Annotated in this window: 27 protein-coding genes; 14 read left to right on the plus strand and 13 right to left on the minus strand. The window is 67.2% G+C overall.

From position 1 onward, the window contains the following. The first annotated feature begins 3 nt into the window (after positions 1-3). The 7 genes from ASE48_RS30765 (at position 4) to ASE48_RS30795 (ending at position 6,310) form a co-directional block, all read left to right on the plus strand. A complete protein-coding gene (locus ASE48_RS30765; protein ID WP_057171010.1) occupies positions 4-528 on the plus strand; it encodes a PadR family transcriptional regulator in 525 nt (174 codons plus the stop codon). 83 nt (positions 529-611) lie between these two features. Next, positions 612-1,283 carry a PadR family transcriptional regulator gene (locus ASE48_RS30770; RefSeq protein WP_057171011.1) on the plus strand — a complete coding sequence of 224 codons (672 nt, stop codon included), beginning with the start codon at positions 612-614 and terminating at the stop codon, positions 1,281-1,283. Positions 1,284-1,304: 21 nt separating this feature from the next. Then, the gene (locus ASE48_RS30775; protein ID WP_057171012.1) at positions 1,305-1,988 is read left to right on the plus strand and encodes a hypothetical protein; all 684 of its coding nucleotides are present in this window, start codon (positions 1,305-1,307) and stop codon (positions 1,986-1,988) included. A gap of 68 nt (positions 1,989-2,056) precedes the next feature. Then, on the plus strand, positions 2,057-3,382 hold the full coding sequence (locus ASE48_RS30780) for an MFS transporter (protein WP_057171013.1): 1,326 nt from the start codon (positions 2,057-2,059) through the stop codon (positions 3,380-3,382). Between the two features lie 27 nt (positions 3,383-3,409). Then, the gene (locus ASE48_RS30785) at positions 3,410-4,126 is read left to right on the plus strand and encodes a class I SAM-dependent methyltransferase (protein ID WP_057171211.1); all 717 of its coding nucleotides are present in this window, start codon (positions 3,410-3,412) and stop codon (positions 4,124-4,126) included. A gap of 10 nt (positions 4,127-4,136) precedes the next feature. Continuing rightward, complete coding sequence (locus ASE48_RS30790) at positions 4,137-5,618, plus strand: hypothetical protein (RefSeq protein ID WP_057171014.1); 1,482 nt, start codon at positions 4,137-4,139, stop codon at positions 5,616-5,618. Positions 5,619-5,638: 20 nt separating this feature from the next. Then, positions 5,639-6,310, plus strand: a complete 672-nt coding sequence (locus ASE48_RS30795; protein ID WP_057171015.1) for a class I SAM-dependent methyltransferase — start codon at positions 5,639-5,641, stop codon at positions 6,308-6,310. Between the two features lie 162 nt (positions 6,311-6,472). Here ASE48_RS30795 and ASE48_RS30800 read toward each other — a convergent pair whose 3' ends face one another. After that, the gene (locus ASE48_RS30800) at positions 6,473-7,624 is read right to left on the minus strand and encodes an acyl-CoA dehydrogenase family protein (RefSeq protein ID WP_057171016.1); all 1,152 of its coding nucleotides are present in this window, start codon (positions 7,622-7,624) and stop codon (positions 6,473-6,475) included. A gap of 106 nt (positions 7,625-7,730) precedes the next feature. On the opposite strand from ASE48_RS30800, the gene ASE48_RS30805 reads away from it, so the two are divergent. Then, a complete protein-coding gene (locus ASE48_RS30805; RefSeq protein WP_057171017.1) occupies positions 7,731-8,123 on the plus strand; it encodes a nuclear transport factor 2 family protein in 393 nt (130 codons plus the stop codon). A gap of 31 nt (positions 8,124-8,154) precedes the next feature. Here the strand turns inward: ASE48_RS30805 and egtE are convergent, their stop codons facing one another. The 12 genes from egtE to ASE48_RS30865 all read right to left on the minus strand — a co-directional run bounded on the left by egtE (position 8,155) and on the right by ASE48_RS30865 (position 20,057). After that, on the minus strand, positions 8,155-9,234 hold the full coding sequence (egtE, locus tag ASE48_RS30810) for an ergothioneine biosynthesis PLP-dependent enzyme EgtE (RefSeq protein WP_057171018.1): 1,080 nt from the start codon (positions 9,232-9,234) through the stop codon (positions 8,155-8,157). Further along, the gene (gene egtD / locus ASE48_RS30815; protein ID WP_057171019.1) at positions 9,231-10,181 is read right to left on the minus strand and encodes an L-histidine N(alpha)-methyltransferase; all 951 of its coding nucleotides are present in this window, start codon (positions 10,179-10,181) and stop codon (positions 9,231-9,233) included. The genes egtE and egtD overlap by 4 nt, the downstream gene beginning before the upstream one ends. Further along, on the minus strand, positions 10,178-10,867 hold the full coding sequence (gene egtC / locus ASE48_RS30820; protein WP_057171020.1) for an ergothioneine biosynthesis protein EgtC: 690 nt from the start codon (positions 10,865-10,867) through the stop codon (positions 10,178-10,180). The genes egtD and egtC overlap by 4 nt, the downstream gene beginning before the upstream one ends. Further along, positions 10,867-12,141, minus strand: a complete 1,275-nt coding sequence (egtB, locus tag ASE48_RS30825) for an ergothioneine biosynthesis protein EgtB (RefSeq protein WP_057171021.1) — start codon at positions 12,139-12,141, stop codon at positions 10,867-10,869. Before egtB ends, egtC begins: the two co-directional genes overlap by 1 nt. Further along, a complete protein-coding gene (egtA, locus tag ASE48_RS30830) occupies positions 12,138-13,388 on the minus strand; it encodes an ergothioneine biosynthesis glutamate--cysteine ligase EgtA (protein WP_057171022.1) in 1,251 nt (416 codons plus the stop codon). The genes egtB and egtA overlap by 4 nt, the downstream gene beginning before the upstream one ends. 94 nt (positions 13,389-13,482) lie before the next feature. Continuing rightward, entirely contained in the window at positions 13,483-14,121 is a 639-nt protein-coding gene (locus ASE48_RS30835; RefSeq protein ID WP_057171023.1) for a sensor domain-containing protein, read from the minus strand. A 36-nt stretch (positions 14,122-14,157) separates the two neighbouring features. Then, a complete protein-coding gene (locus ASE48_RS30840) occupies positions 14,158-14,688 on the minus strand; it encodes a hypothetical protein (protein ID WP_057171024.1) in 531 nt (176 codons plus the stop codon). Between the two features lie 85 nt (positions 14,689-14,773). Continuing rightward, on the minus strand, positions 14,774-15,223 hold the full coding sequence (locus ASE48_RS30845) for a hypothetical protein (RefSeq protein WP_057171025.1): 450 nt from the start codon (positions 15,221-15,223) through the stop codon (positions 14,774-14,776). A gap of 52 nt (positions 15,224-15,275) precedes the next feature. Continuing rightward, a complete protein-coding gene (locus ASE48_RS30850; RefSeq protein ID WP_082614553.1) occupies positions 15,276-16,289 on the minus strand; it encodes a DUF4185 domain-containing protein in 1,014 nt (337 codons plus the stop codon). A 112-nt stretch (positions 16,290-16,401) separates the two neighbouring features. Further along, entirely contained in the window at positions 16,402-17,436 is a 1,035-nt protein-coding gene (locus tag ASE48_RS30855; RefSeq protein WP_057171027.1) for an aspartate-semialdehyde dehydrogenase, read from the minus strand. After that, a complete protein-coding gene (locus ASE48_RS30860) occupies positions 17,436-18,701 on the minus strand; it encodes an aspartate kinase (RefSeq protein ID WP_057171028.1) in 1,266 nt (421 codons plus the stop codon). The genes ASE48_RS30855 and ASE48_RS30860 overlap by 1 nt, the downstream gene beginning before the upstream one ends. Before the next feature lie 84 nt (positions 18,702-18,785). Next, a complete protein-coding gene (locus ASE48_RS30865) occupies positions 18,786-20,057 on the minus strand; it encodes a glycosyl hydrolase family 28-related protein (protein WP_057171029.1) in 1,272 nt (423 codons plus the stop codon). A gap of 135 nt (positions 20,058-20,192) precedes the next feature. Here ASE48_RS30865 and ASE48_RS30870 point away from each other — a divergent pair, with 135 nt between their 5' ends. The 6 genes from ASE48_RS30870 (at position 20,193) to ASE48_RS30895 (ending at position 26,955) form a co-directional block, all read left to right on the plus strand. After that, entirely contained in the window at positions 20,193-21,446 is a 1,254-nt protein-coding gene (locus ASE48_RS30870; protein ID WP_057171212.1) for an ammonium transporter, read from the plus strand. Positions 21,447-21,573: 127 nt separating this feature from the next. Beyond that, positions 21,574-22,878 carry a type III glutamate--ammonia ligase gene (glnT, locus tag ASE48_RS30875; RefSeq protein WP_057171030.1) on the plus strand — a complete coding sequence of 435 codons (1,305 nt, stop codon included), beginning with the start codon at positions 21,574-21,576 and terminating at the stop codon, positions 22,876-22,878. 11 nt (positions 22,879-22,889) lie between these two features. Continuing rightward, a complete protein-coding gene (locus ASE48_RS30880) occupies positions 22,890-23,759 on the plus strand; it encodes a glutamine amidotransferase (protein ID WP_057171031.1) in 870 nt (289 codons plus the stop codon). After that, a complete protein-coding gene (locus tag ASE48_RS30885) occupies positions 23,747-24,430 on the plus strand; it encodes a protein glxC (RefSeq protein WP_057171032.1) in 684 nt (227 codons plus the stop codon). The genes ASE48_RS30880 and ASE48_RS30885 overlap by 13 nt, the downstream gene beginning before the upstream one ends. After that, positions 24,431-25,762, plus strand: a complete 1,332-nt coding sequence (locus ASE48_RS30890) for an FMN-binding glutamate synthase family protein (RefSeq protein WP_057171033.1) — start codon at positions 24,431-24,433, stop codon at positions 25,760-25,762. Further along, complete coding sequence (locus ASE48_RS30895; protein ID WP_057171034.1) at positions 25,759-26,955, plus strand: NAD(P)/FAD-dependent oxidoreductase; 1,197 nt, start codon at positions 25,759-25,761, stop codon at positions 26,953-26,955. The genes ASE48_RS30890 and ASE48_RS30895 overlap by 4 nt, the downstream gene beginning before the upstream one ends.

The raw sequence follows: 26,955 nt of genomic DNA on the forward strand, positions 1-26,955 counted from the left end.
TTCATGAGTTTGCGAATGGCGGCGCTCGGCCTGCTGACCCAACATCCCGGCAGCGGCTACGACCTGCTCAAGCGTTTCGAGAAGTCGATGGCCAACGTCTGGCCGGCCACCCAGAGCCAGCTCTACGGTGAGCTGAACCGCTTGGCGGACAACGGATTCATCGAAGTGGCCGAGATCGGCCCTCGCGGACGCAAGGTGTACCGCGTCACCGAAGCCGGGCATGCCGAACTCCTGCGGTGGGTGACCAATCCCCAGGACGATCCGCCCGACCGGAGGCCGGAGTTGCTGCGCATCTTCCTGCTCGGCGAACTCCCACGCCGCGACGCTGCCGACCACGTTAAGGCACTCGTCGAGCACGCCGAATCCGAACTGGCACGCCTGCAGGCGCTGCGCGACGGTCTGCACCTCGACGACTCCGACAACTCCTTCTACGCAAATGCCGCCCTGGAATATGGCCTGCGCTTCGAGGCCATGCAGGCGGAATGGGCGCGCTGGTTGGTGACCGCCATCGACGGCCGCTCAAAATGATAGTTGCATCGCGATAGCTTCCGATATATCGTTAACGCATCGGAAGTGCAGACCGTGCTTCCCTCTCCAGAAAGAAGCACCCCATGAACACCCCCTTCACACCCCCCAACCCCGCATTCGGCTTCGGTCCCCTCGGGTTCGATCGCCGCCACGCCCGCCGCGAGTTCCGCGACCACATCCGCGAGCAGGCCGCCGGCCCGCAGGGTCCGTTCGGCCCGGGATTCGGTCCCGGCTTCGGCAGAGGTTTCGGTCCCGGCTTCGGTGGTCCCGGCTTCGGCGGCGGACCCCGTGGTCGCGGCGGTCGTGGTCCCCGCGGCCGCGGCAAGCGCGGTGACGTGCGCGCCGCGATCCTGACCCTGCTCACCGAACGTCCCATGCACGGGTACGAGATGACCCAGGAGATCGCCGCCCGCAGTAACGATCTGTGGAAGCCGAGCCCCGGCTCGGTGTATCCGACCCTGCAACTGCTGGTCGACGAGGGTCTGATCACCCCGACCGAGAGCGAAGGCAGCAAGAAGACCTTCGAGCTCACCGAGGAAGGCCGCACGGCGGCCGCCAAGATCGAGACCGCCCCGTGGGACGAGATCGCCGAGGACGCCGACCCGAACGCGGTGAACCTGCGGGCCGCGCTGGGCCAGCTGTTCGGTGCTGTCGGACAGTCCGCGCACGCCGCGTCTGCCGAGCAGCAGCAGCGCATCCTCGACATCGTCAACAACGCACGCCGGGAGATCTACCAGATCCTCGGCGAGGAGTGACGCCCGTAGCATTGCCAAACGATGATCACCGGTAATTTTCTCGATGTTCTGATCCCGCTGCTGGTCGCGGTTCTCGCCGCGGCCGGCAGCGTGATCGGGATCCCGTTCCGCGACGCGGATTCCTATATGCGCCGCCGCGGCATCTGGGTCTTGATGTTGGTCGCGGTGTCGGCGATCGCCACCTACGCCGCGCTCGACTCGACCTCCGCAGGAGGAAGCGCGCTCGCGGCGGCGGGGCTGGCCGCCGCGGCCGTCGCCGCCGCGATCGGTGCCCATCTGCTCTGGCGCAGGCTGGTCCTCGATGCCGAGCGGAGCACCGCCATGAAGGCCATCGCTGCCACCGGACTTGCTGCGGCTGTCGTCATCGCCGCGGTGTCGTTCAGTTACATCGATGGCAAGGCCTGCCGTCAGGTCGAACCACTGATCGCGCTGAGCGCCCAGTCCTTCGTGATGCCGAGCTTCTCGACGGAACAAGGGCCGACGGCCGGCGATTTCGACGAACGCGCCCGGGCAATCCGCGACCAGGCACGTCAGATCGCTCCCGGCGAGGTCGCGGATCACGCGACCAGGCTGGCCGATCTGGCCGGCCAGATCGCGTTCGCGGTCCGCAATGATGACACCGCCCAGCACGCTCTGTTGGGCGCGCAGTACTACGACGAACTGAAACCCATCGTGCGCAAGTGCCGGATCACGTTGAGCAGCTAGACGCGGTCTTCGGATCACCGTAAGCACAACCCTGGCGCGATCTCCGGATCACCGCCATATTGCGACCGGTGACCGTCACCGACAGCTCGCCGCCCGAACAGACCGCCGCGGACCGTTCGAAAGTTCGGACGGCCCTCACGGCCAGCCTCGTCGGCACCACCATCGAGTGGTACGACTTCTTCCTCTACGCCACCGCGGCCAGCCTGGTGTTCAACACCGCGTTCTTCCCGGACCAGAGTTCCTTCGTCGGCACGCTGCTGGCGTTCGCCACCTTCGCGGTCGGATTCCTGGTCCGGCCCATCGGCGGCTTCGTCTTCGGGCACATCGGTGACCGCATCGGCCGCAAACGCACCCTGGCGCTGACGATGTTGCTGATGGGCGGCGCGACCGCGCTGATGGGTCTGCTGCCCACCGCCGCCCAGATCGGCGTCGTCGCGCCGATCCTGTTGCTGCTGCTGCGCATCGTCCAGGGCTTCGCGCTCGGCGGTGAATGGGCCGGCGCGGTGCTGCTCGCGGTCGAACACAGCACCCCGAAGCGGCGGGGGTTCGCCGGCAGCATCCCCCAGGTCGGACTGGCGCTCGGTCTGGCGCTGGGCACCGGCGTCTTCGCACTGCTGCAGACGGTCATGACGGCGGAGGCATTCCTGTCCTACGGCTGGCGCATCGCGTTCCTGTTCAGCATCGTGCTGGTGATCTTCGGCGTCGTCGTGCGGCTCAAGGCCTCCGAGACCCCGGCCTTCGAGAAGCTCAAAGAGGACGACGACGTGTCGTCGACGCCGCTGCGGGAACTGTTCCGCGGCCCGTCACTGCGCCCGACGCTGCTGGGCATGCTGAGCCGCTGGGGTGAGGGCGCGGCGTTCAACACCTGGGGCGTGTTCGCCATCGCCTACGCCACCAGCGCGACCGGCCCGTTGCACCTGGGCAAGGTCGACGTGCTGATCGTGGTGACCGTGGCCGCCCTGTTGATGGCGGCGCTGCTGCCGGTATCGGGTCTGCTCGCCGACCGTTTCGGACCCCAACGCGTCTACGCGACCGGTATCGCCGCCTACGCGGTGGCGGTGTTCCCGGTGTTCGCCTTGTTCAACACCGGAAGTCTGACCGCGTTCGCGATCGGCATCGCCATCGTGTTCGGCATCATCCACGCCTGGTTCTACGGCGCGCAGGGCACGCTGTACGCCTCGCTGTTCCCGACCCGGATCCGCTACACCGGACTGTCCACGGTCTACCAGCTCTCCGGCGTCTACTCCTCGGGGCTGACCCCGCTGATCCTGACCACGCTCATCGCGGTCGGCGGCAACGCACCGTGGTTGGCCTGCGGCTACCTGGTGACCACGGCGGTCATCAGCGTCGTGGCGACGCTGCTGCTCAAGCCCAGGGACCTCGCCGACTTGTAGCCTGACGGCGTGACCGATCTGGATCGCATGCCGCGCGGTGGCCCCGACGCATCCTGTCTGGACCGGCTGCTGCAGACCGACCGGACCGAGTACCTGGATCGCACCGACGTCCATCCCGCGGTCAAACGCAGTGTGGTGGACGCGTTGGAGTGGACCGGTCGGGTGTTCGGCAACCACCGGCAGTTCGCGCACCTGGTGCTCGAGGAGATCGCCGACGTGCCGGACCCGAAGGTCCTCGAACTCGGCGCCGGCCACGGCGCGCTGTCGACGGTGGTGCTGGAGGGACATCCCACCGCTCATGTCACGGTGACCGATATCGAGCACGATTCGGTCGCCGCGATGGCTGCCGGTGAGCTGGGCAGCCATCCGCGGGCCCAGGTGCGGGAAATGGACGCCACCGCAATCGACGCACCCGACGGCCATTTCGCGCTGGCGGTGTTCGCCTTGTCGTTTCATCATCTTCCACCGGTGACGGCCGCCGCGGTGCTCTCCGAGGGCACCCGCGTCGCGGACAAGCTTCTGATCATCGACCTGCCCAGGCCACCGGCACCGTTGCATCTCCTGCGACTGGCCACCATGCTGCCGCTGGCCCCGTTCATCCCGTTCGTGCACGACGGTGTCATCAGTTCGTTGCGCAGCTACAGTCCGTCGGCGTTGCGCGCACTGGCCGAACACGCCGGCGTCGACCTCGAATTGCGGGGCGGTCTGCTCAGTCCACAGATCGCGGTGGCCGTTCGGCGCTAGTGTCGACGCTGTGGGCGAAGAGGTTTCCCGCACGGAATTCAGCCGCGCACAGCGCCGCGAATACCGGCGCAAGGTCCAGCTGTGCCTGGACGTGTTCGAGACGATGCTGTCCCAGTCCAGCTTCGAGTTCGACCGACCGCTCACCGGCATGGAGATCGAATGCAATCTTGTCGACGCTGACTACCAGCCGGCGCTGCGCAATCAGGAGGTACTGGCCTCCATCGCCGATCCGGCCTATCAGACCGAACTGGGCGCGTACAACATCGAATTCAATGTTCCGCCGCGTCCGTTACCCGGGCAGTCCGCGCTGGAACTGGAGGCCGAGGTGCGGGCCAGCCTGAACGCCGCCGAGGCCAAGGCCACCGAGGACGGCGCGCACATCGTCATGATCGGCATCCTTCCCACCCTGATGCCCGAGCATCTGGAGTCGGGGTGGATGAGCGAGTCGACCCGCTACCAGGCACTCAACGACTCCATCTTCACCGCGCGCGGCGAGGATATCGACATCGATATCACCGGGCCCGAACGGTTGTCCCTGCAGTCGGCCGATATCGCACCCGAATCTGCCTGCACGAGTATGCAATTGCATCTGCAGGTCTCACCCGCGGAGTTCGCGCAGAACTGGAACGCCGCGCAGGTGCTGGCCGGCCCGCAGATCGCCCTGGGCGCCAATTCGCCGTACTTCTTCGGCCACGAACTGTGGGCCGAGACCCGCATCGAACTGTTCGGGCAGGCCACCGACACCCGCCCCGACGAGCTCAAGACCCAGGGCGTGCGCCCCCGGGTCTGGTTCGGCGAACGGTGGATCACCTCCATTTTCGATCTGTTCGAGGAAAACGTCCGCTACTTCCCGTCGCTGCTGCCGGAGATCTCCGACGAGGATCCGGTGGCCGAGCTCGCAGCCGGGCGCACCCCGGCGCTCTCGGAGTTACGCCTGCACAACGGCACCATCTACCGGTGGAACCGGCCGGTCTACGACGTGGTGAACGGCAAACCGCACCTGCGCGTCGAGAACCGGGTGCTGCCCGCCGGGCCCACGGTGGTGGACATGCTGGCCAACTCGGCGTTCTACTACGGCACCCTGCGGGCACTCACCGACGAGGACCGACCGCTGTGGAGCAAGATGAGTTTCGCTGCGGCACAGCACAATTTCTTTGCATCGGCCCGGCACGGGATGGACGCCCGGCTGTACTGGCCCGGCCTGGGTGAGGTGACCGCCGACGAACTCGTGCTGCGGGAGCTGCTGCCGCTGGCCCATGACGGGCTGCGGCGCTGGGGGGTTGCCGCCGATGTTCGGGACCGCTTCCTCGGGGTCATCGAGGCACGCGCCAAGACCGGCCGCAACGGTGCCGCCTGGCAGACCGCCACCGTGCGTGCGCTGCAGGAACGCGGTTTGGCGCGGCCCGCCGCGCTGGCCGAGATGCTGCGTATGTACTGCGAACACATGCACACCAATGCGCCGGTCCACACGTGGGAAACACCCACCGCGTGAGCGCGCGTACGTTGGATGTCATGGCATCTGAGGTACTGGACTGGGACAGCGCATATCGCCACGACAGCGAGTTCCAGGGACCGCCGCCGTGGAGCATCGGTGAACCGCAACCCGAACTGGCAGCGCTGATCTCGGCGGGCAAGGTGCGCAGCGACGTCCTGGACGCCGGCTGTGGACACGCTGAGTTGTCACTGTCGCTGGCGGCAGACGGTTACACCGTGGTGGGCCTGGACATTTCGCCGACCGCCATCGCTGTGGCGAATCGTGCAGCACAGGAACGCAACCTGCGATACGCCAGCTTTGCCCAGGCCGACATCACCTCGTTCACCGGCTACGACGGCCGATTCCACACCGTCATCGACTCGACGCTGTTCCATTCACTGCCCATCGACGGCAGGCACAACTACCTGCACGCGGTGCAGCGCGCCGCCGCCCCGGGCGCGCACTACTACGTCCTGGTGTTCGCCAAGGGAGCGTTCCCGGCCGAGCTGGAGACCAAGCCCAACGAGGTCGACGAGTACGAACTGCGCGATATCGTCGCGGCACACTGGACCGTCGACGACATACGCCCGGCCTTCATCCACGCCAACATGCCGTCAGGGCCGGGGTCGCCGTTCGAGCTGCCCCCGCACGATCACGACGACAAGGGCCGGATGAAGCTGCCGGCCTTCCTGCTGTCCGCGCACAAGTAGCGCTCAGACCAGCGTGGCCCGATGGATCCACGTCGTGGCATAGTCGGCAAACCCGGAAGCCCCCGTGCCGCGGTATCTCTGCGCCGCGAACGTCAGGCCGACCTCTCCCGCCTCGACCAGATCCAGGAACGCGACACCCCGGCCGTGCCCTGGGCTATCGAGTCAGATGCCGCCGCGCGACACCAACTGGGCAGCAATGACATTGCGTTGGATCTCGTTGGTGCCCTCGCCGACGATCATCAGCGGGGCGTCGCGGAAGTAGCGCTCCACGTCGTATTCGGTGGAGTAGCCGTAGCCGCCGTGGATACGGACTGCGTTGAGCGCGATCTCCATCGCGGTCTCGGAGGCGAACAGTTTGGCCATGCCGGCTTCCATATCGCAGCGCTCGCCGCTGTCGTACTTCTCGGCGGCATACCAGGTGAGTTGGCGGGCAGCGGTGAGCTTGGTGGCCATATCGGCCAGATAGTTGCCGATGGACTGGTGCTTCCAGATCGGCTGCCCGAAGCTCTCGCGCTGCTGGGCGTAGGCCAGCGAGTCCTCCAGCGCCGCGGTGGCCACCCCCAGCGCCCGGGAGGCGACCTGGATGCGGCCGGTTTCCAGGCCCTTCATCATCTGCGCGAAGCCCTTGCCGGGGGTGGCGCCGAGGATGGCGGTGGCCGGGATGCGGTAGTCGTCGAAGGACAGCTCGCAGGACTCCACCCCCTTGTAGCCGAGCTTGGGCAGATCGCGTGAAACCGTCAGGCCGGGGCCGTGTTCGACGAGCACGATGGAGATGCCCTTGTGCTTCGGCTGCGCGCTGGGATCCGTTTTGCACAGCAGCGCAATCAATTCCGAGCGCCTGGCATTGGAGATCCAGGTCTTGGCGCCCGAGATCACCAGGTCATCGCCGTCGGTCTTCGCGACGGTGGTCATGGCCTGTAGGTCGGAGCCGCCGCCCGGTTCGGTGAGCGCCATGGTGGCACGGACATCGCCGGTGGCCATCCGCGGTAGATACGTCTGCTTCTGTTCCTCGGTGCCGAACAAGGTGAGCAGCTTGGTGACCACGGTGTGCCCGCCCATCGCGCCGGCCAAGCTCATCCACCCGCGGGAGAGTTCCTGGGTGACCTGCGCGTAGCAGGGCATCGATACCGGCGATCCGCCGTATGTCTCCGGCACCGCCAAACCGTAGATGCCGATCTGCTTCATCTGCTCGATCCAGCGTTCGGGGTATTCGTTGGCGTGCTCGACCTCTTGCACGCTGGGCTTGACCTCCCGGTCGACGAAGTCGCGCACCGTCTGGATCAGGAAGGTCTCTTCATCGCTGAGCATGGACAACCCTATCTTTCGCCCAACGTCGACTTGTTGTCGATTCCAAGCGCGGATGTCGACAACAAGTCGACGTTGGGCCCCACGGGCGCATCCAGGCGACTACGTTGACGAAATGGACGATCCGATGGACGCAGTGCTGGAATATGTCGCGGCGTTCAACGACGGTGACGTGGCGGCAATGGCGGCGACGTGCGCTGATCCCATGCAAATTCTCGACGGAATGTCACCCCATGTCTGGCAGGGGGAAACGGCCGCCGAAGACTGGTGGAAGGACGTGCTTGCTGAGGGCGCGCACCTCGGGGCTTCGGGCTACCGCATCACCCTCGGCGCGCCATTGCATGTCGATGTCACGGGCGACTACGGCTATGTCGTGGTCCCTGCGTCCATGACGTTCGACCTCCGCGGCAGTCAGATCACCCAAACAGGCTCGGTCTACACGGTCGCGCTCCGCAGAGTCGGCACACACTGGCGGCTCACTGCCTGGGCGTGGGCCAAAGGCAGCTAGGCAGAAGCGACTTCGGCGCCCACACGCATCCTCAGCTGACCGCGACCAACGCCTCGGCGAAGAGCTCCAGATCCTCGGCAGCGACATCCACGTGCGGGGACACCCGCAGCACCGGCCCGGCCATCTCGCTGGGAGCCCGCACCACCTCGCATGCGGTGGTGACGATCCGGTGTTCGGCGATCAGCTTGGCCCGCACCGGTGTCGGTGCGGCACCGTTGGTGGGGCGCAGCGTGGTGATCGCGGTCGGCTCGTCGACGGGTTCGACCACCTCCCAGCCGGGAATGTCGGCGAGCACCGTCCGGGTGAGCCGGCCGACCTCGGCCAGCCGGGCCTGCACCCGATCGGGGCCGGCGGCCAAGTGTTCGCCCAGCGCCAGCGAGAAGCCGAGCCGCGACCCGATATTGGCCTCGTGCAATTCCATCGGCGCCCACCGCGGCGTCAACCGCCCGTACAACTCGGGCCGTACCGCCAGCGTGCCGACACCGCGCGGCCCGGCCAACCACTTGCGCGAGGACGAATACAGGACGTCGGCGCCCACCGCACAGTCCACGTGCCCGAGTCCCTGCGCCGCGTCGACCACCAGCAGCAGTCCCAGCGCTCGGCACACCGGCGCCAACTCGGCCAGTGGCTGGGCCACACCGCGGTGGCTGCCGAGCACGGTCAGATGCACCATCGCCGGCGGGTCGGCCTCCAGCACGGCCGCGGCCTCGTCGACCAGCAGTCGGCCCAGCTCATCCACGGGCAGGCTGCGCACCTCGAATCCGTTGGCCGCCATGATGACCAGGTTGGGTCCGTACTCGCCGGGCGGGCATGCCACGGTGCGCGGTCCGGTCCAGCTGCTCAGCAGCAGATCCAGCGCATGGTTGGAGCCGGTGGTGAAGATGACCTCCGCATCGGGCATCCCGGCCAGGGCGCGCACCGCGGCCCGTCCGGCGTCCAGCGCCGGCACCGCGGCTTCGCCCGCCACGTAACCGCCGACCTCGGCCTCGTGCCGGGCGTGCGTGGCACCCGCCTCGATCACCGCATTGCTCTGCCGTGAGCAGGCCGCGCTGTCCAGATGTAGACCCGCCACCGGCACCCGCGCCGACCGCCAGGCTTCGGCCAGGCTCATTTCACCGCCAGCGAAAGACCGAAATCGCCTGCGCCATCGGTCCACCAGTGGGTGCGACGCAGTCCGGCGGCGGCCAGTTCAGCTTCCACACCCTCGGGGCGGAACTTGCTGGACACCTCCGTGAGCATCTCCTCGCCCGCCGCGAAGTCGACCGTGAGATCAAGCTGCGCGATCCGCACCCGTTGATCCGCGGTCGAGCGCAACCACATCTCGATGCGTTCCTGCTCCGGATTCCACCGCGCCACATGATCGAAGGCGTCCAGGTCGAAGTCGGCGTCGAGTTCGCGGTTCACCACGGTCAGCACATTGCGGTTGAACGCGGCCGTCACACCCGCACTGTCGTCGTAGGCGCGCACCAGCCGGCCGACATCCTTGACCAGGTCGGTACCCAGCAGCAGTGAATCGCCGGGCTGCATGGAGTCGGCAAGCGCGGCAAGGAATTCGGTGCGGGGCTCCGGGGTGAAATTGCCGATCGTGGACCCGAGGAAGACCACCATGCGCCGGCCGGCCTTGGGAATCGTGCCGAGATCCTGCTCGAAATCGCCGCACACCACGTCGATCTCGATATCCGGGTATTCGGCATGCAGCGCCCGGGCAGCATCACGCAGGACGCTCGGGTCGACATCGAACGGGATGAAGCGCTTCAGCGCTCCGCTGTCCCGCATGGCATCGAGCAGCAGTCGCGTCTTCTCCGAGGTGCCGCTGCCCAGCTCGACCAGAGTGTCGGCACCCGAGGCGGCCACGATATCGGCGGCCCGGTCCTGCAGGATCGACGCTTCGGTGCGGGTGGGGTAGTACTCGGGCAGGCGGGTGATCTGATCGAAGAGATCACTGCCCTTCGCGTCGTAGAACCATTTGGGCGGCAGCGTTTTCGGGGACTGCGCCAAGCCGTGCCTGACGTCGCGGCGCAGTGCTTTGGACAGGTCCGATGCCGTGCCGGTCGTCATGAGGGTCCTTCCAGAGGGGTGATGGTGAGGTTCGTGCCAGTGACCTCGACGAGGTGTCGGTCGGGGATGTCACGCCAGGACGGGTCATCGTCGTAGGGTTCGCTGGCCAGCACGATGCCATCATCGCGCTGCAGCGAGAACAGGGTGTCGCCCCAGGTGGTGGCGAGCAGGGTGGAACCGTTGGCGGCCAGGATGTTCAGGCGGGCACCGGGATCCTGCGCGCCGACGGCGGCAACGGTGTCTCCGAGCGCGCCCATACCGCGCGCGAAGATGTGTGCGGCCAGCAGCGCACTGTCGACGGTGGATTCGGCTGTCGCCGAGGAGGGTAGGACGGCGCGGTCGACGATGCCGTTGTGTGAGAGCAGCCAGGTGCCGTCGCTGAAGGGCGCCGAAGCCGAGGGCTCGATGGGCATGCCGACCGTCGCCGAACGCACGGCCGCCACAAAGCAGTCACTGCGTAGCGCCGGCGCCACTGACGCGAACGACGCGTCCCCCCACAACGGTTTGTCGCTGCGCCAGCGCCGCACGCCCTGATCGAAGAAGCCGACACCCCAGCCGTCGGCATTGATGGTGCCGTGCTTCTGCCGACGCGGCGAATAGGACTGCACCAGAAGGCCGCTCGGTGGCTCCAGCACCAGCGACGATACCGATACCGGTGCACCGAGCCAGCCCAGGTGGCGACACATCAGGCGTCCCAGGCCAGGCGGACCCCGGAGAAGATCTGCCGCCGGATCGGATGGTCCCAGTTGCGGAAGCTGGGCCGCAGGATGCCGGCCGCCACCGCCCACGAGCCGCCGCGCAGGATCCGATAATCACCGTCGAAGAAGGGCGCCGTGTACTGGTCGTAGATCATCGGGGTGAACCCGGGCCAGGGGCGCAGTGGTGAGGTGGTCCACTCCCACACATCGCCGAGCATCTGCTCCACCCCGTAGGCCGACGCCCCCGCCGGGTAGGCACCGACCGGCGCCGGGCGCAGGGCATCGCCGCCGAGATTGGCCAGCTCGGGTGTGGGTTGTGCGTCGCCCCAGGGGAATCGGCGACGCGTACCGGCCACCGGGTCCCACGCGCAGGCCTTCTCCCATTCCACCTCGGTCGGCAACCGAGCACCCGACCACGCCGCGAAGGCCTCCGCCTCGAAGTAGGTGATGTGCTGCACCGGTTCGTCACCCGGGATGGATTCGTGGTGGCCGAACCGGGTGCGGCTGCCGTCGGTGTTCCAGAAAGCGGGTGCACTCAGACCGGCGTGCTCCCGGTGCGCCCAGCCGCGTTCGGACCACCACTGTGGTGTCCGGTAGCCACCGTCGTCGATGAACTCGCGCCACTGCGCGTTGGTCACCGGTACCCGCCCGATCCGGAACGGCTCGACGTGCACGACGTGGCCGGGACGTTCGTTGTCGAGCGAGTACGGTTCCTCGGAAGCATTGACGCCCAAGGTGAACGGGCCGCCAGGTACCAACACCGAGGTTCCGGCCAGGCCAGCACGCCCGGGCGGCAGCGCCGCTCCCACGCTCAGCAGCGCGGGGCCCGTGCGCAGATTGAGTGCCTGCAGCATGGTCTCGTCGTGTTGGTTCTCGTGGGAGACGACCAACCCGAAACGGAACAACGCCTCGTCGCCGTCGGTGCGGTCCAGGACGTCGAGAGCACGGTCGCGGACGGTGCGGCAGTAGGTCCGGGCATCGGCCGGCGGGAGCAGCGGCAGGTCGACGCGGCTGGCGCGGGAATGCACGAATGCGTCATACAGCGAGTCGATCTCGGGTGTGAGGATGCCCGGGGCGTTGGGGTCACCATCGCGCAGCAGCCAGAACTCCTCCTGCTGGCCGATATGGGCGAGGTCCCACACCAGCGGGCTCATCAGCGGGTCGTACTGGCGATGTAGTTCGGCGTCATCGAAGTCGACCAGTGCCAGGGTGCGCTCCCGGGCACGGGTCAGTTCGGTGGCCAGCACCTCCGGTGATGTCACGAGTCGCCTCTCGCCAATTGGGTCAGAGCTGTTGGTATGCCGTGTTCGACAACGAGATCGGAGAAGTCATCACCGGGACATCGGCCGGCCTCGGCGTCGGCGAGCAGGCGGGTCATCGCATCGGCCAGGCCGGCCGGGGCGTGCTCGGCGGCGGCGGCCACGCAGGTCACCGCCGCGGCCCGCAGGCCCGGGTCCGCGAGCCCGGCCCGGGCCGCGAGGTCCCATTCACCGGAGACCGGTGCGGTGGCACTGGTGGCGATCTCGGCGGCAGCCGGGTTGTCCAACAACGTGGCCAAGGTGAACACCACGGCCGGCCAGATGTCGTCGGGCACGCTGTCCAGGTACCGGATCTCCAGCCAGCGGCGCGGCCGCACCGGCGGGAAGAGCGTGGTCAGGTGATATTCGAGGTCCTCTTCACCGGGAACACGGTCGTCCAGTGGCACCCGGCCGTCAGCCCAGTCGGCGTACGAGACGAACTCGGTCATCGGCACCGCGTCCGGTGTGCGCACCAGCATCACCGGGGCCCGAAGTGCGTAATGCGCCCAGTCGGCGGCCGGATCGTCGCCGTTGTCGCCCAGCACCGGGCCGCACCGCGCCGAGTCCAGCTGGCCCCAGACGCGTTGTCGGGAGCTGCGCCATCCGGTGAAGTGCCCGCCCAGCAGCGGCGAGTTGGCCGACAACGCGATCATGGTCGGCCCCAGGGCGTGTGCCAGCCGGACGCGGTCCGCCCAGCCCGCCCGCGGGCCGGCCTCGATGTTGAGCTGCACCGACGCGGTCGAGGTCATCATGGCTGCGCCGGCCTCGGCGGTACCCGTCGCGGTGAAGAAGCTCTCCATCGCCTGATAACGCGCGCCGGGGTTGATGCGCTGTGCGGGCCGCAGCGGGTCGGCACCGAGCAGCACCAGGCCGAGGCCGTGTGCGGCGAAATGTTCTTTGAGCACCGTGCGGTCGGCGATCATCCCGACGATCGCGTCGGCGACACTGCCGGCCGGTGGGCCGGACAGTTCGACCGCGCCACCGGGTTCGACGGTGATGGCGCTGCCGCCGGGCAGCGCCGGTGCCGTCGCGATGACCCCGCTGAGTTCATCCCAGCCCGGGCGGCGCAGGGGATCGGTGATGTCGAAACAGTGCGCCTCGATCTCCAGGCCGACCTTGCCGACCGGACCGTCGTGCAGGCAGTTCGCCGCGATCGCGGCGGCCACCCGACCGGAAGCGCACTCCATATCGCGCGCGGCAGCGGTCGTCATGCGAACCACTCCTCCCCCGGATCTGGACGCTACGTGCTTTTGCTATTCAATCTTCCAGACAGGTCTGACATATTCCCAAGGGTTTTGTTCGCCCTTATTGCCCGAGGGTGTTCTGCATGGCCCCGGCCAGCACGTTGACCGCGGGCCCACCGTTGCCGGGTTGGCAGACTTTCGCCTGCAGCAGAACGTTTTCCCGCAAACGGGTCTGGGTGAAACACCTGCGGTCCGTGCCGCCCTCCTGTTTCACCCAGACCGCGTCGGTGGCGGTCGCCGCGCCGCCGGAGAAGGTCCACACCTGGTTGACCAGGTTGTCCAGATGCATCGTGGTGGTCTGCCCGGCGCATCCGGTGGTGCGGTCGGTGACGCGGTGATACGCGCGGGTGGCCGCATCGTTGGTGGCGAAAACGCCGACCGCCTGTTTGACCAGTCGCGTCGAATCCGTGGCAGAGGTCTGCGCGACGGCGCCGTTGAAGGACGCCAGGTCCGGATCGGCGTACACGTCGGGGAGACCGATATCGGCCCAGTTGTTGCAGGCCGGGTTGTCGACGTAGAAGGTCTGGCCCGGGTTGGTGAACTGGGCTTCCCACGCCAGCGGCGCTCCCACGATATTGCTGACCGAACCCTTCGGCAGGACCGCGTAACTGACGACGCCGGGATCAGACGGTCGGGCCGAGGCCGGAGCTGCGAGGGCCAGCGCCACTCCCACCCCGGCGGCCAGTGCAGTCAGCCGCATGGCTCGATCATGCCAAAACCGGCTGGCTTGCCAAAGCTAGAAGAGTGTCTGCGTGCAGTACGTCCGGGCCGGCGCGGGATAGGGCCATGCGTAGGAACCGGCATCCGCCGGGCAGGCGGACTGATCCTGGACGTCGAGACGCTGGGTGACCTGGACCAGCACACCGTCGTCGCGATCATCGCAGGAGGCCTTCTCGACCAGCCCGATCGGCATTTCCATCAGGTAGCACTGGTTGGCGACGAGGTTGGGCACCAGGCACAGCCGGGCGGTCGACGGTTCGGCGTAGTCGGTCGGCACGTGCTGGTACTCGTTGGTCGGGCATTCGCCGGCGGCGTTGGTGGTGGCGCCGACGGTGTAGCTCGGGTCCTGGGCGCAGGACACCTCACTGGCGCGCACCGGATCCGGCGTCGGAGCCTCGCCCGCATCGATATCCACGCAATCGCCGACGGCGAAGACCGTCGAGGCGGCCACGTCAGGATCGTCTGCACGCAGGCTGCAGCCGGACAGGCCCACCGATACCACGAGTACGGCGACAAACGCGGCAATGCGCAGCGGTCGGCGTGTCATGGTTAGCGACACTCTCACGAATGAGGTCAGAGTGCCAAGAGTTACGGATGATTCCTCACGCGCCCGCGAGGGTCCTCTTAGTGTTTCAGGGGCGCGGTGGCGTGGCCGGTGCGTTGCCGGGACCGGGGCTCTGCCCCTGCTGCGGGCCCTGGAAGCCCGGACCGAAGCCGGGGCCGCCTTGCGCTCCCGGTCCAGCGGGTCCGCCCGGTCCGCCCGGGAAGAAGATGTGCGGCGGTCCCATCGGCGGCCCGCCCCGGTGGAACATGCCGGACTCGCGGTCCGGTCCGCCGCGATGATGTCCGCCGCCGTCGGAGTGCTTACCCAGGATGAAACCGGAGAAGAAGATCACCGCGACGACGAAGGTGACGCCCGCGACGATGCCCACCCAGGCGGCGACCTGGGTGACACGGTTGTGCCGGGGTCGCTCCTCGGTGGGCACCACCACCGCCGGTGGCGGTGATGTAGGCGGTGGGGGTGCTGCAGCGGCTGCCACGGGGGCCGTGGTGCTGGTCGAGTTGTCGGCTTCTTCGCTCATGGATTCATGATGCCGACGGGCGGCAATGTGCCGGCTGGTTAGAGCATGTGAATCAGCTATGAAACGGGTGCACCGCGTACTGGATCACCCGGTAGGGCGTGCCACCGCGGGGCGTGGTGTTCCACTGGCTGACGAATACCCGCAGGTCGTCCAGCGTCGAGGCCGGTGAGATGTAGCCGCCGTACGGCTGGGCCAGCCGGTTGTCCTGCGGTGCCGGCAGGTCCTCGGGCCGATCCGGCCATGACGACCCGACCACGACCGTCGTCACCGGCGCGGCACCGAGCTGGGTCGGGTCGGAAGCGACCCGGACCTCCATGTTGCCGGTGCCGGCGTTGAAGTAGGACAGCACCGTCTTGCCGTCGATCTGGCGCACGCTCATCTCGCCCACCCGGTCCGGCCACAGCGGGGTCGGCTCCGCGCCCCATCCCTGCACCGACGACCAACCTTGCCAGGCGGCCCGGTCGGTGAAATCCTGCGGTGCAACGCGATACAGCGTCGCCGGCGCGCTGCGGTCGAAGTTGTCGGCCACGATGTACACCCAGCCACGCTCGGATTCCGGTGTGGGAATGGGGTCGTAGTAGCCGCTGATCTGGGACTGCCCGCCTCCCGCGAAGTCGGCCGGGCGCTCGGATCCCGCGACCGTCGGCCAGTTGTCCTTCGCGGCATCGGCTTTCACCAGACGCGAGGTCGCCGGGCGGAGATTCTGCGTCGTGGTGACCAGCATGTAGTTCTCGCGGTTGATCGACACGATCCCGGCGGGAAGCTGCGATGCACCCACGGGCGTCGGGTCGGCCAGCAGCCGTGTCGAGGTGCCGGTCACGCCGGTGATGCGGATACCCGCTGGGGCGTCGATCGAGTCGGGGTCCACGTGCAGCGCGATCGGCGAGTACCAGCCACCGAAGCCGACTCCCTGCCCCGCGAAACTGTCACCGCAGACCTGCAACAGCCGGGTCGGGAACTCCATGAACTCGCACAGGTCCGTGGCACCGATACCGTAATCGCCGGTGGCAGTGCCCGTTCCGGCTACCGGACCGAGCATGACGACCTGGCCGGGGTGCAGGAACATATCCGCGTGCGCGGGTGCCGAAAGGACCAATGCCGATACCACGGCCCCCGAAACTGCGTTCCGGAAGGTGGTTACTCGCACTTTTCCTTCTGGAATACAGTTTCGGCGTCGGTCAGAGCTGGGCGGCGAGCAACTCGGCAATCTGAATGGTGTTCAGCGCGGCACCTTTTCGCAGGTTGTCACCGGACACGAACAGGGCGAGGCCGCGACCTTCCGGCGCACCCGGATCCTGACGGATCCGACCGACCAGCGAATCGTCGGCACCGGCGGCAGCCAGCGGCGTCGGCACGTCCACCAGCGTCACGCCCGGCGCGCCGGCCAGCAGCTCCTGGGCCCGTGCCACCGAAAGCGGTTGCGCGAACTCGGCGTTGATGGACAGCGAGTGCCCGGTGAAGACCGGCACCCGCACGCAGGTACCCGACACCAGCAACTCCGGGATACCGAGGATCTTGCGGCTCTCGTTGCGCAGCTTCTGGTCTTCGTCGGTCTCTCCGGAGCCGTCGTCGACGAGCGCACCGGCCAGCGGCACCACGTTGAAGGCGATCGGCGCGACGTACTTGACCGGTGCCGGGTAGTTCAGCGCCGAGCCGTCGTGCACCAGCTGCTCGACCCCGTCGATCACGGCACGCGCCTGTGACGCGAGTTCCTCGACGCCGGCCAGCCCGCTGCCCGAGACCGCCTGGTAGCTCGACACGATCAGCCGGGTCAGGCCCGCCTCGTCGTGCAGCGGCTTGAGCACCGGCATCGCGGCCATGGTGGTGCAGTTCGGGTTGGCGATGATGCCCTTCGGGCGATTGGCCGCATCGCGCGCGAAGTTGACCTCGCTGACGATCAGCGGGACCTCGGGGTCTTTACGCCACGCCGAGGAGTTGTCGACGACGACGGCGCCTGCCGCGGCGAATCGTGGTGCCTGTACCCGCGACATGGTCGCGCCGGCGGAGAACAGCGCGATGTCCAGCCCGGACGGGTCGGCGGTCTCGCTGTTCTCGACCTCGATCTCCTGGCCCCGGAAGGTCAGCTTCTTACCCTCGGAGCGTGCGGAGGCGAAGAACCGCACCGAACTCGCCGGGAAGTTGCGCTCTTCGAGCAGTGCGCGCATCACCTGGCCGACCTGACCGGTCGCGCCGACCACACCGATCGAAACCATTAGATTCCCGTTCCCGCGTAGACGATTGCTTCCTCGTCGCCACCGAGACCGAAGGCTTCATGCAGCACGGCGACGGCGGTGTCGAGCTCAGTGTCCTTGATCAGCACCGAGATCCGGATCTCGGAGGTCGAGATCAGGTCGATGTTGATACCCGCTTCGGCCAGCGTCTCGCAGAACGTGGCGGTGACGCCCGGGTGGCTGCGCATCCCGGCACCGACCAGCGACACCTTGCCGATGTGATCGTCGTAAAGCACCTGGGTGAAACCGATCTCGCCCTGCAGCGAGGCCAGCTTCTGCACCGCGGACGGGCCGTTCTCCCGCGAGCAGGTGAACGTGATGTCGGTCTTGCCGTCCTCGATCTTGCTGATGTTCTGCAACACCATGTCGATGTTCACGTCGGCATCGGCGATCGCACGGAACACCTTGGCGGCGTATCCGGGTACGTCGGGCACACCGACAACGGTGACCTTCGCCTCGCTGCGGTCGTGCGCGACTCCGGTCAGGATTGCGTCTTCCATGGGGATGTCCTCGATCGATCCTTTGACGATGGTGCCTGGCTTATCCGAGTACGACGAGCGGACGTGTATCGGAACGTTGTAGCGACGGGCGTATTCCACGCAGCGCAGCATCAGCACCTTGGCGCCGCATGCAGCCATCTCCAGCATCTCCTCGAAGGAGACGCTGTCGAGGTGCCTGGCGTTGGGGACGATGCGCGGGTCAGCGGTGAAGATGCCGTCCACGTCGGTGTAGATCTCGCAGACGTCGGCGTCCAGCGCGGCGGCCAATGCGACCGCCGTGGTGTCCGAGCCGCCGCGGCCCAGCGTGGTCACGTCCTTGCTGTCCTGGCTGACGCCTTGGAACCCGGCGACCAGCACGATCAGGCCCTCGTCCAGCGCCTCACGCAGCCGGGTGGGGGTGACGTCGATGATCTTGGCGTTGCCGTGGGTGCCGGTGGTGATCACGCCGGCCTGGGAACCGGTGAAGGACCGGGCGTGCGCGCCCAACGACTCGATGGCCATCGCCACGAGCGCGTTGGAGATGCGTTCACCCGAGGTGAGCAGCATGTCCATCTCGCGGGCGGGTGGTGCCGGGGAGACCTGGCGGGCGAGATCGAGCAGGTTGTCGGTGGTGTCACCCATTGCCGAGACGACGACGACGACGTCGTTGCCGGCCTTCTTGGTTTCCACGATTCGCTCGGCGACGCGCCGGATCCGATCGGCGTCCGCCACCGATGATCCGCCGTATTTCTGCACGACGAGCGCCACTGTGAACCTCTCAACCAGCCGGGGATGTCCTGACAAGGATAAGGGGTCGGGATATCCGTTTTCCGCCCCACCGTGGGCGAACGCTCAGACGGTCCACCAGTTCGTGCCGTCGGAGATGACGTCGACAGCGGCCCGCGGTCCGAGCCGGACATACTGTTCGCCGTCCACCCGTTGCCCGCGCGACGCGATCAGTCGGGTGCCGGTCATCGCCAGGTTCTTCACCGTGTAGCGGTTGGTGTTGCCCGCCGCGTCGGGAAGCGTGGCCTCGGCGCCGTCGTCCAGCAGAAAGATCTGGTCGGTCCCGAGCGCGGCGCCGACAGAAACATCGGAATCAGCGCGCACGACCATTCTCGTCGGCAGATTCGCGGAGGTATTGCCCGAAATTCCGACATTGCGGCCGGCGGCCCGCACCGCGGCCACGCTGTACCCGTTGTTGTCCCATTGGTTGCCGGAGATCGCGAGATCATCGACGTACTCGGCGTCCACCGCGTAACTCCAGCCCGCATCGGCGTCGGTATTGGCGATGAAGTTGCCGGTGATGCTGAAGCCCTTCGTCCGGTGCTCGGCATCCAGGGAGTAGATACCGATGGCCGGATAGGTGCCGGGCGCTTCCTTGCCGCCGTTGGTGATGTTGTTGCCGACGATCTGGACCTGCTCGGCGTCGGTGTCCATCCAGGCAGGCATGGTGAACACGATCGCTTCTTGTCGAGCGCCCTCGCAGATGTTGCCGATCACCGTCAGCTGCTTGTTGCCCCGGAGTTCGATGTTGTGCTGCGGCGCGCCGTTCAGGTGGTTGGCGATGATGCGCAGCGGTCCGCTTTCCACCGACAGGTTCGGGCCGGTCGACCCGACATTGTTGTTGACGATCCAGGAGTCGTAGAAGCGGTAGGTGGTGTGGATGCCGTAGCCCTCGCGCTGCTCGATGAAGTTGTCGTCGATCCAATTGAGCAGGCCCTCGGCCGAGGCGTTCAAACGCATGCCGAATCCCGTCCAGCCGTCGACCCAGCAGTGCCGTATGTAGCTCTTGTCCAGGTCGACATCGAAGCCGGGAGAACCCAACGAGCCTGCGTCGACGAACAGGTTCTCGATGCGGCTCTCGATCCACCGTCCGCTCACCGGAGCGACACCGGTGGTCACGCGCAGCCGGGCGGCGCGCTCGCCGTCCCCGAGCAGCCATACCCTGGCGAATCCGTGGGCGCCGTTGCCGATCGTTCCGGACAGTGCATAGTCGCCCGCCGGGAAGAACACGGTGCCCCCGCCCGCACCGGCGGCGCGCACCGCGGCCAGCACCGCGGGGTGGTCGTCGGTGACGCCGTCGCCCGTGGCGCCGTACGACCGGACGTCGATGACCGCCATCGGTTCACCCTAAATGCGCCCGCGCCCGAAACAGGTTTAACGCCACAGCAACGCAGGATGACGCGCGCTGTAACACAAACATCGGTTACTGCCGTTGGTCGGCCCGCTCGGGCCGCGCATCTGTAGGAGATGTTGATGGATACAGGAACCACGGCCTTCATACTCTGTTGCATCATCGGCCTCACGCTGATGATTCCCGGGCTGGCGCTCTTCTACGGCGGCATGGTCTCGGTCAAGAGTTCGACCAACATGATGATGATGACGTTCGGAGCGGTCGCGATCGTCGGACTGCTCTGGGTGCTCTTCGGCTTCTCGATGGTGTTCGGCACCTCGATGGGCGGCTTCGTCGGCGACATCACCGAATTCGCAGGCATGACGGATCTGCTCGAACCGATGACGACCATCGACGGGCTGCCGATCAGCCTGTTCGCACTGTTCCAGGCCCTGTTCGCGGTGATCACCGTCGCCCTGATCTCCGGCGCGGTCGCCGACCGGATGAAATTCGGCGCATGGATGGTCTTCGCGGCCGTCTGGGCAGTGCTCGTCTACTTCCCGGTCGCGCACTGGGTGTTCGCCTTCGACGGCGTTGTCACCGAGAACTCGGTGGGCGGCTGGATCGCCAACACTCTGGGCGCGGTCGACTTCGCCGGTGGCACCGCGGTGCACATCAACGCCGGTGCCGCCGCCCTCGCGGTGGCCATCGTGCTCGGCAAGTCCGCGATGTTCGGACAGCTGCGCAAGCCGCACAATGTGCCGCTGACGCTGCTGGGCGCGGGCATGCTCTGGGCCGGTTGGTACGCCTTCAACGGTGGATCGGCACTGGCGGCGGGTAATTCGGCGGCGATCGTCATGGTCACCACCTTCGTGGCGACCTGTGCGGCGGTGCTGGCCTGGTTGGCCGTCGAGAAGATCAAAACCGGTCACGTCACCGGCGTGGGCGCGGCATCCGGCGCGATCACCGGCCTGGTCGCCATCACCCCGGCCTGCGGTGCGGTCACGCCGATCGGCGCCATCTTCGTCGGTGGTATCGCCGGCGCCATCTGCGTGTACGCGGTCGGAGTCAAGGACAAGTTCGGTTATGACGATTCGCTGGACGTGGTCGGCGTGCACCTCGTCGGCGGTGTCGTCGGCACCCTGCTGATCGGTTTCTTCGCCAGCGAGGGCATGCCCAACGGCGTGAACGGCCTCCTCTACGGCGGCGGCATCGATCTGCTGTGGCGCCAGGCGGTCGCGGCCGGTGCGGTGATGGCGTACTCGTTCGTCATCGCCTTCGCGATCGCTTTCGCCATCAAGAAGACGATGGGCATCCGCATCTCCCCGGATGAGGAGGAGAAGGGCATCGACGCCAAGTTCCACCGTGATTCGGCATACGAGCTCGAATTCTCCTGATCTACCGATGATTCCCCGGTGGCCTTGGGTCGCCGGGGTTTCCTCGGCTTGCGTGAGTTTCATACCGTGATACTCTGTTTCTTACAAAGAGACGAGTCATAACAAGATGACGAAAGTTCTGGTAACCATGACCACCGATCTCGCCACCCTCGCCGAGCAGTCCGGCACCCGGTTCATCCTCGCCCTCTTCGTCGACCTACGCGGAAAGCCTTGCGCCAAGCTGGTTCCCGTCGAAGCCGTCGAACAGCTGGCCACCGAAGGCGTCGGTTTCGCCGGCTATGCAGTCGGCGCCATGGGCCAGGAGCCCAAGGATCCCGACCTGATCGCCGTACCGGACCCGGCCTCGTTCACCCCCATCCCGTTCATCAAAGAGGGTCTGGCGCTGGTGCACTGTGACCCGCACGTGGAGGGCAAGCCGTGGCCGTACGCGCCACGGATCATCCTGAAGAATCTCGTGCAGCAGGCTGCCGACGCCGGCTTCGAGCCATGGGTCGGGGCCGAGGTGGAGTACTTTCTGTTGCGCCGCAACGCCGATGGCGCTCTGGTCACCGCCGATGCAGCCGACACCGCCGCCCAGCCCTGTTATGACGCCCGCGGCGTCACCCGGATGTATGAGCACCTCACCGCCATCTCGACGGCGATGAATTCGTTGGGCTGGTCCAACTACGCCAATGACCATGAGGACGGCAACGGGCAGTTCGAGCAGAACTTCCAGTTCGCCGAGGCACTGGTGACCGCCGACCGGGTGATCACGCTGCGCTACCTGCTGTCCATGATCGCCGCCGAACGCGACATGGTGGCCACCTTCATGCCCAAGCCGTTCGCCGACCGCACCGGCAGCGGCCTGCACTTCCACCTCTCGCTGACCAGCGCGGGCAATCCGGTGTTCCCCACCGACACCGATGAGCGCGGCCTGGGGCTGTCCGACACCGCCTATGCCTTCATCGCCGGGATTCTCGATCACGCCTGCGCGTTGCAGTCCGTCATCGCCCCAACGGTGAACTCCTACAAGCGAACCGGAGCCACCAGTACGACTTCGGGCGCATCGTGGGCACCCCGCAAACCCAGCTACGGCGGCAACGATCGCACCCACTACATCCGGGTTCCCGACAACCAGCGCGTCGAACTGCGCGGCGGGGACGGTTCGGCCAACCCCTATCTGGCCATCGCCGCCGCCTTGGGTGCCGGGCTGGACGGCATCAAACGCAGTCTCGACCCCGGTGCCGTCGGCGCCCAGGGCCCCGCGAACCTGCCGCCCACACTGCTGCACGCGATCGACGAGCTGGACGCCGACCCGGTGATGACCGGAGTGCTCGACGCCGCCGGCGACGGGGTGGCCACGTATTTCGCCGGCATCAAGCGCGAGGAGTTCTTCACCTACCACGGCACCGTCACGCCGTGGGAGGTCGACCAGTACCTGACAGCCTTCTAGAAAGGAACGCTATGTGCGGGATCGTGGGTTTGCACCTGCGCACACCTGAGCTTTATCCCCGGCTGGGAGAACTGCTCAGCGGCATGCTCGGTGAAATGTCGGACCGGGGTGCTGATTCGGCCGGTGTCGCGGTGTACGGCGACCCGCTGTGGTCGCCGCCGGGGCGGGGCTGCGTGTCGGTGACCGATGTCGCCGTCGCACCCGACCTCGGACCCGACGTCGAGGTGGTGCAGGTGGATTCGACCTATCTGCTGTCGGCCGGCAGCTCCTCCGAGGAGCTGCTGGAACGGGTACGGCAGTCCTATCCCGAGGCACTGATCGCCGGCTTCGGCGCCGACCTTGCTGTGCTCAAAGGTGTCGGACATCCACGCGCGTTGACCGACGCGTGGGGCCTGTCCAAGGCCCAAGGTTGGCAGGGCGTCGGGCACACCCGGATGGCCACGGAATCGGCGGTGACACCGTCGGGCTGCCACCCCTACACCGTCGGGCCGCAACAGTGCCTGGTGCACAACGGATCCTTCGCCAACCATGCCACCATCCGCCGTGACCTGCGCCGTGCGGGTGTGGTCTTCGACAGTGAGAACGACACCGAGGTGGGTGCGCGGTTCGTCGCGCAGCAGCTGGCCGCCGGCCGTGATGTCGAGACCGCGTTGAAAGAGTTGTGCGCCACGTTCGACGGTTTCTACACCCTGCTGGTCTCCAATCACGATTCGTTCGCCGTGGTCCGTGACGCCATCGCCTGCAAGCCCGCCGTCATCGCCGAGACCACCGAATGGGTGGCCATGGCCAGCGAGTACCGCGCGCTCTCCGAGCTGCCCGGCGTCGAATCGGCCAAGATCTGGGAACCCGAGCCGGAGGTGGTGTACGCATGGACACGCTAGTGCGATACGACTTGCGCACAACGCCGTTGCGCGAGGTGAACACCGCGCTGCACAAGCCCAAAGTCAAGGGCGAGTTCGTCATCGACCATCCCGACGGCGCGCACAACGTCGCGGTCGGCGTGAACGCGCCGGTGCATGTCACCGTCAACGGTCATGTCGGCTACTACGCGGCCGGGATGAACCAGCAGGCGGAGATCCTCATCAACGGCAACGCCGGCACCGGCGTCGCCGAGAACATGATGAGCGGCAGCGTGCGGGTCAACGGGAACGCCTCGCAGTCCGCGGGCGCCACCGCCCACGGCGGCCTGTTGGTCATCGAGGGAGACGCGGCCGCGCGCTGCGGGATCTCGATGAAGGGCGTCGACATCGTGGTGGGCGGCGACATCGGTCACATGAGCGCCTTCATGGCTCAGGCCGGGCGACTGGTGGTGCGCGGCAACGCTGGTGAGGCACTGGGCGACTCGATCTACGAGGCGCGCATCTACGTGCGCGGCGCGGTCGCCTCGCTGGGCGCGGACTGCGTCAAGAAGGACATGCGGCCCGAGCATCATGCCGAACTGGCCGAACTTCTTGCCGCGGCGGGGTTCACCGATGAGACCTCGGAGTACACCCGGTACGGCTCGGCCCGCAACCTCTACCACTTCCACGTCGACAACTCTGCGAGCTACTAGATGACTTCCACCGACGATCGGGCCCGCCGCGGTCTGCGCGAGTCCGCCACCTTCGACCGGCCCACCATCGCCGCGATCCAGCGTGCCGCCGAGACGGGTATCTATGACATCCGCGGCTGGGGCGCCAAGCGGCCGCTTCCGCACTTCGACGACCTGCTGTTCCTGGGTGCGTCGATGTCTCGGTACCCGCTGGAGGGTTACCGCGAGCGGTGCGGCACCGATGTGGTGCTCGGGGATCGGCACGCCAAACATCCTCTGCACCTCGACATCCCAGTCACCATCGCCGGAATGAGCTTCGGCGCGCTGTCCGGGCCCGCCAAGGAGGCCCTCGGTCGCGGCGCGAGCGAAGCGGGCACCTCGACCACCACCGGCGACGGCGGCATGACCCCCGAGGAACGCGGCCAGAGCAAAAACCTAGTCTACCAATACCTTCCGTCACGGTACGGGATGAACCCCGATGATCTGCGCAAGGCGGACGCCATCGAGATCGTGCTCGGCCAGGGCGCCAAGCCCGGCGGCGGCGGAATGCTGCTGGGGCAGAAGATCTCTCCGCGTGTCGCCGGGATGCGCACCCTGCCCGAGGGCATCGATCAGCGCAGCGCCTGCCGCCATCCGGACTGGACCGGGCCCGATGACCTCACCATCAAGATCAACGAGTTGCGTGAAATCACCGACTGGGAAAAGCCGATCTATGTCAAGGTCGGCGCCACGCGCACCTATTACGACGTGAAGCTGGCGGTGCACGCCGGGGCCGACGTCGTGGTGGTCGACGGCATGCAGGGCGGCACCGCCGCCACCCAGGACGTCTTCATCGAGCATGTCGGCATCCCCACCCTCGCCGCGGTGCCGCAGGCGGTCCAGGCGCTGCAGGAACTGGATGTGCACCGCAAAGTTCAGTTGATCGTCAGCGGCGGTATCCGCAACGGTGCCGATGTGGCCAAGGCACTGGCGCTCGGCGCCGACGCCGTCGCGATCGGTACCGCGGCGCTGATCGCCCTCGGCGACAATCACCCCCGCTACGCCGCCGAGTACGAAAAGTTGGGCAGCGCAGCCGGTTTCTACGACGACTTCCAGGACGGCCGCGACCCGGCCGGGATCAGCACCCAGGACCCGGAACTTGCGGCCCGCTTCGACCCGATCGAGGGTGGCCGACGGCTGGCCAACTACCTACGCGTGCTCACCATGGAAGCCCAGACCATCGCCCGAGCCTGCGGCAAGGCCCACGTCACCCACCTGGAGCCCGAGGACCTGGTCGCGGTCACCATCGAAGCGGCCGCCATGGCCCGGGTGCCGCTGGCCGGTACGAACTGGATCCCCGGGGCCGGGTTGTGAACGAGACCGCGGACGTCGTCATCGTCGGTGGCGGTCTGGAAGGCGCCGCGGCGGCCTGGGCACTGAGCCAGCGTGGCGTCACCGATGTCTTTGTCGCCGAACGCAATACCGTCGGTTCCGGCATGACCGGCAAGTCCAGCGGCATCGTGCGCTGCCACTACGGGGTCAGCTCGCTGGCCGCGATGGCGGCGTCCAGCCTGGAGGTGTTCGAGAAACCCCAGCAGTTCATGGGCGATCACGCCACCGACATCGGATTCCGCCAGACCGGCTACGTCGTCGGCGTCGGCGCACCCAATGTCGAGGCCATGCGCAAGAGCCTTGCCGCACAACGCGCCGTCGGGGTACAGACCGAGGAGATCGGTGTCGACGAAGTCGCCAAGCTGTGGCCGACCGCCGATCTGAGCCCGTTCGCGGCGTTCGGGTGGGAGGCACGTGGCGGATACGGGGATGCCTACCAGACCGCGCAGGCCTTCGCGGTGTCGGCGCGGGCCGCCGGCGTGCGAATCCGGCAGGGCGCCAACGTCACCGACCTGCTCATCGACGGCGACCGCGTGACGGGGATCCGGCTGGACGACGGCACGGAGGTCTCGGCAGACACCGTTGTGGTCGCCACCGGGGCCTGGACGCAACCATTTCTGGCCCGCTACGGCGTCGACGTACCGATTCGGGTGGTGCGCGAGCAGATCGTCACCATCTCCCCCGGCCTGGATCTCGGTCCGGTGCCGGTGTTCTCCGATCTGGTCTCGCTGCAGTACGTGCGGCCGGAGCTGGGCGGGGAGATCCTGTTCGGCAACAGCGACCTCGCGCACTGCGAGGAGGCCGACCCGGACGATTACCTGAACCGCGCCACCGACGGCTTCGTGGAGATGACGGTCGACAAGGTCGGCACGCGCTTCCCCGGCCTAGCCGACGCGAGGATCACCGGCAGCTACGCCGGCTGCTACGACGTCACCCCGGACTGGAACCCGGTGATCTCCGCGGGCGGGCTGGACGGGTTGATCGTGGCGGCCGGGTTCAGCGGGCACGGCTTCAAGATCGCCCCCGCGGTCGGGCGGCTGGTCGCCGACCTGGTGACCGACGGTCGCAGCGCCGACCCGCGCATTCCGGAGACCGACTTTGCGCTCTCGCGGTTCGCCGATGGCACACTGCTCAAGAGCCCGTATCCATACGTGGGTGCCGGGGAGATGCGTTAG

This window comes from Mycobacterium sp. Root265, from assembly GCF_001428895.1.
Classification (GTDB): domain Bacteria; phylum Actinomycetota; class Actinomycetes; order Mycobacteriales; family Mycobacteriaceae; genus Mycobacterium.

Coding starts and splice junctions, on each gene's coding strand:
- ASE48_RS30765 (WP_057171010.1), top strand. CDS start 4: ATGAGTTTGCGAATGGCGGCGCTCGGCCTGCTGACCCAACATCCCGGC.
- ASE48_RS30770 (WP_057171011.1), top strand. CDS start 612: ATGAACACCCCCTTCACACCCCCCAACCCCGCATTCGGCTTCGGTCCC.
- ASE48_RS30775 (WP_057171012.1), top strand. CDS start 1,305: ATGATCACCGGTAATTTTCTCGATGTTCTGATCCCGCTGCTGGTCGCG.
- ASE48_RS30785 (WP_057171211.1), top strand. CDS start 3,410: ATGCCGCGCGGTGGCCCCGACGCATCCTGTCTGGACCGGCTGCTGCAG.
- ASE48_RS30795 (WP_057171015.1), top strand. CDS start 5,639: ATGGCATCTGAGGTACTGGACTGGGACAGCGCATATCGCCACGACAGC.
- ASE48_RS30805 (WP_057171017.1), top strand. CDS start 7,731: ATGGACGATCCGATGGACGCAGTGCTGGAATATGTCGCGGCGTTCAAC.
- egtE (WP_057171018.1), bottom strand. CDS start 9,234: ATGAGCCTGGCCGAAGCCTGGCGGTCGGCGCGGGTGCCGGTGGCGGGT.
- egtD (WP_057171019.1), bottom strand. CDS start 10,181: ATGACGACCGGCACGGCATCGGACCTGTCCAAAGCACTGCGCCGCGAC.
- egtC (WP_057171020.1), bottom strand. CDS start 10,867: ATGTGTCGCCACCTGGGCTGGCTCGGTGCACCGGTATCGGTATCGTCG.
- egtA (WP_057171022.1), bottom strand. CDS start 13,388: ATGACGACCGCTGCCGCGCGCGATATGGAGTGCGCTTCCGGTCGGGTG.
- ASE48_RS30835 (WP_057171023.1), bottom strand. CDS start 14,121: ATGCGGCTGACTGCACTGGCCGCCGGGGTGGGAGTGGCGCTGGCCCTC.
- ASE48_RS30840 (WP_057171024.1), bottom strand. CDS start 14,688: ATGACACGCCGACCGCTGCGCATTGCCGCGTTTGTCGCCGTACTCGTG.
- ASE48_RS30845 (WP_057171025.1), bottom strand. CDS start 15,223: ATGAGCGAAGAAGCCGACAACTCGACCAGCACCACGGCCCCCGTGGCA.
- ASE48_RS30850 (WP_082614553.1), bottom strand. CDS start 16,289: ATGTTCCTGCACCCCGGCCAGGTCGTCATGCTCGGTCCGGTAGCCGGA.
- ASE48_RS30855 (WP_057171027.1), bottom strand. CDS start 17,436: ATGGTTTCGATCGGTGTGGTCGGCGCGACCGGTCAGGTCGGCCAGGTG.
- ASE48_RS30865 (WP_057171029.1), bottom strand. CDS start 20,057: ATGGCGGTCATCGACGTCCGGTCGTACGGCGCCACGGGCGACGGCGTC.
- ASE48_RS30870 (WP_057171212.1), top strand. CDS start 20,193: ATGGATACAGGAACCACGGCCTTCATACTCTGTTGCATCATCGGCCTC.
- glnT (WP_057171030.1), top strand. CDS start 21,574: ATGACCACCGATCTCGCCACCCTCGCCGAGCAGTCCGGCACCCGGTTC.
- ASE48_RS30880 (WP_057171031.1), top strand. CDS start 22,890: ATGTGCGGGATCGTGGGTTTGCACCTGCGCACACCTGAGCTTTATCCC.
- ASE48_RS30885 (WP_057171032.1), top strand. CDS start 23,747: ATGGACACGCTAGTGCGATACGACTTGCGCACAACGCCGTTGCGCGAG.
- ASE48_RS30890 (WP_057171033.1), top strand. CDS start 24,431: ATGACTTCCACCGACGATCGGGCCCGCCGCGGTCTGCGCGAGTCCGCC.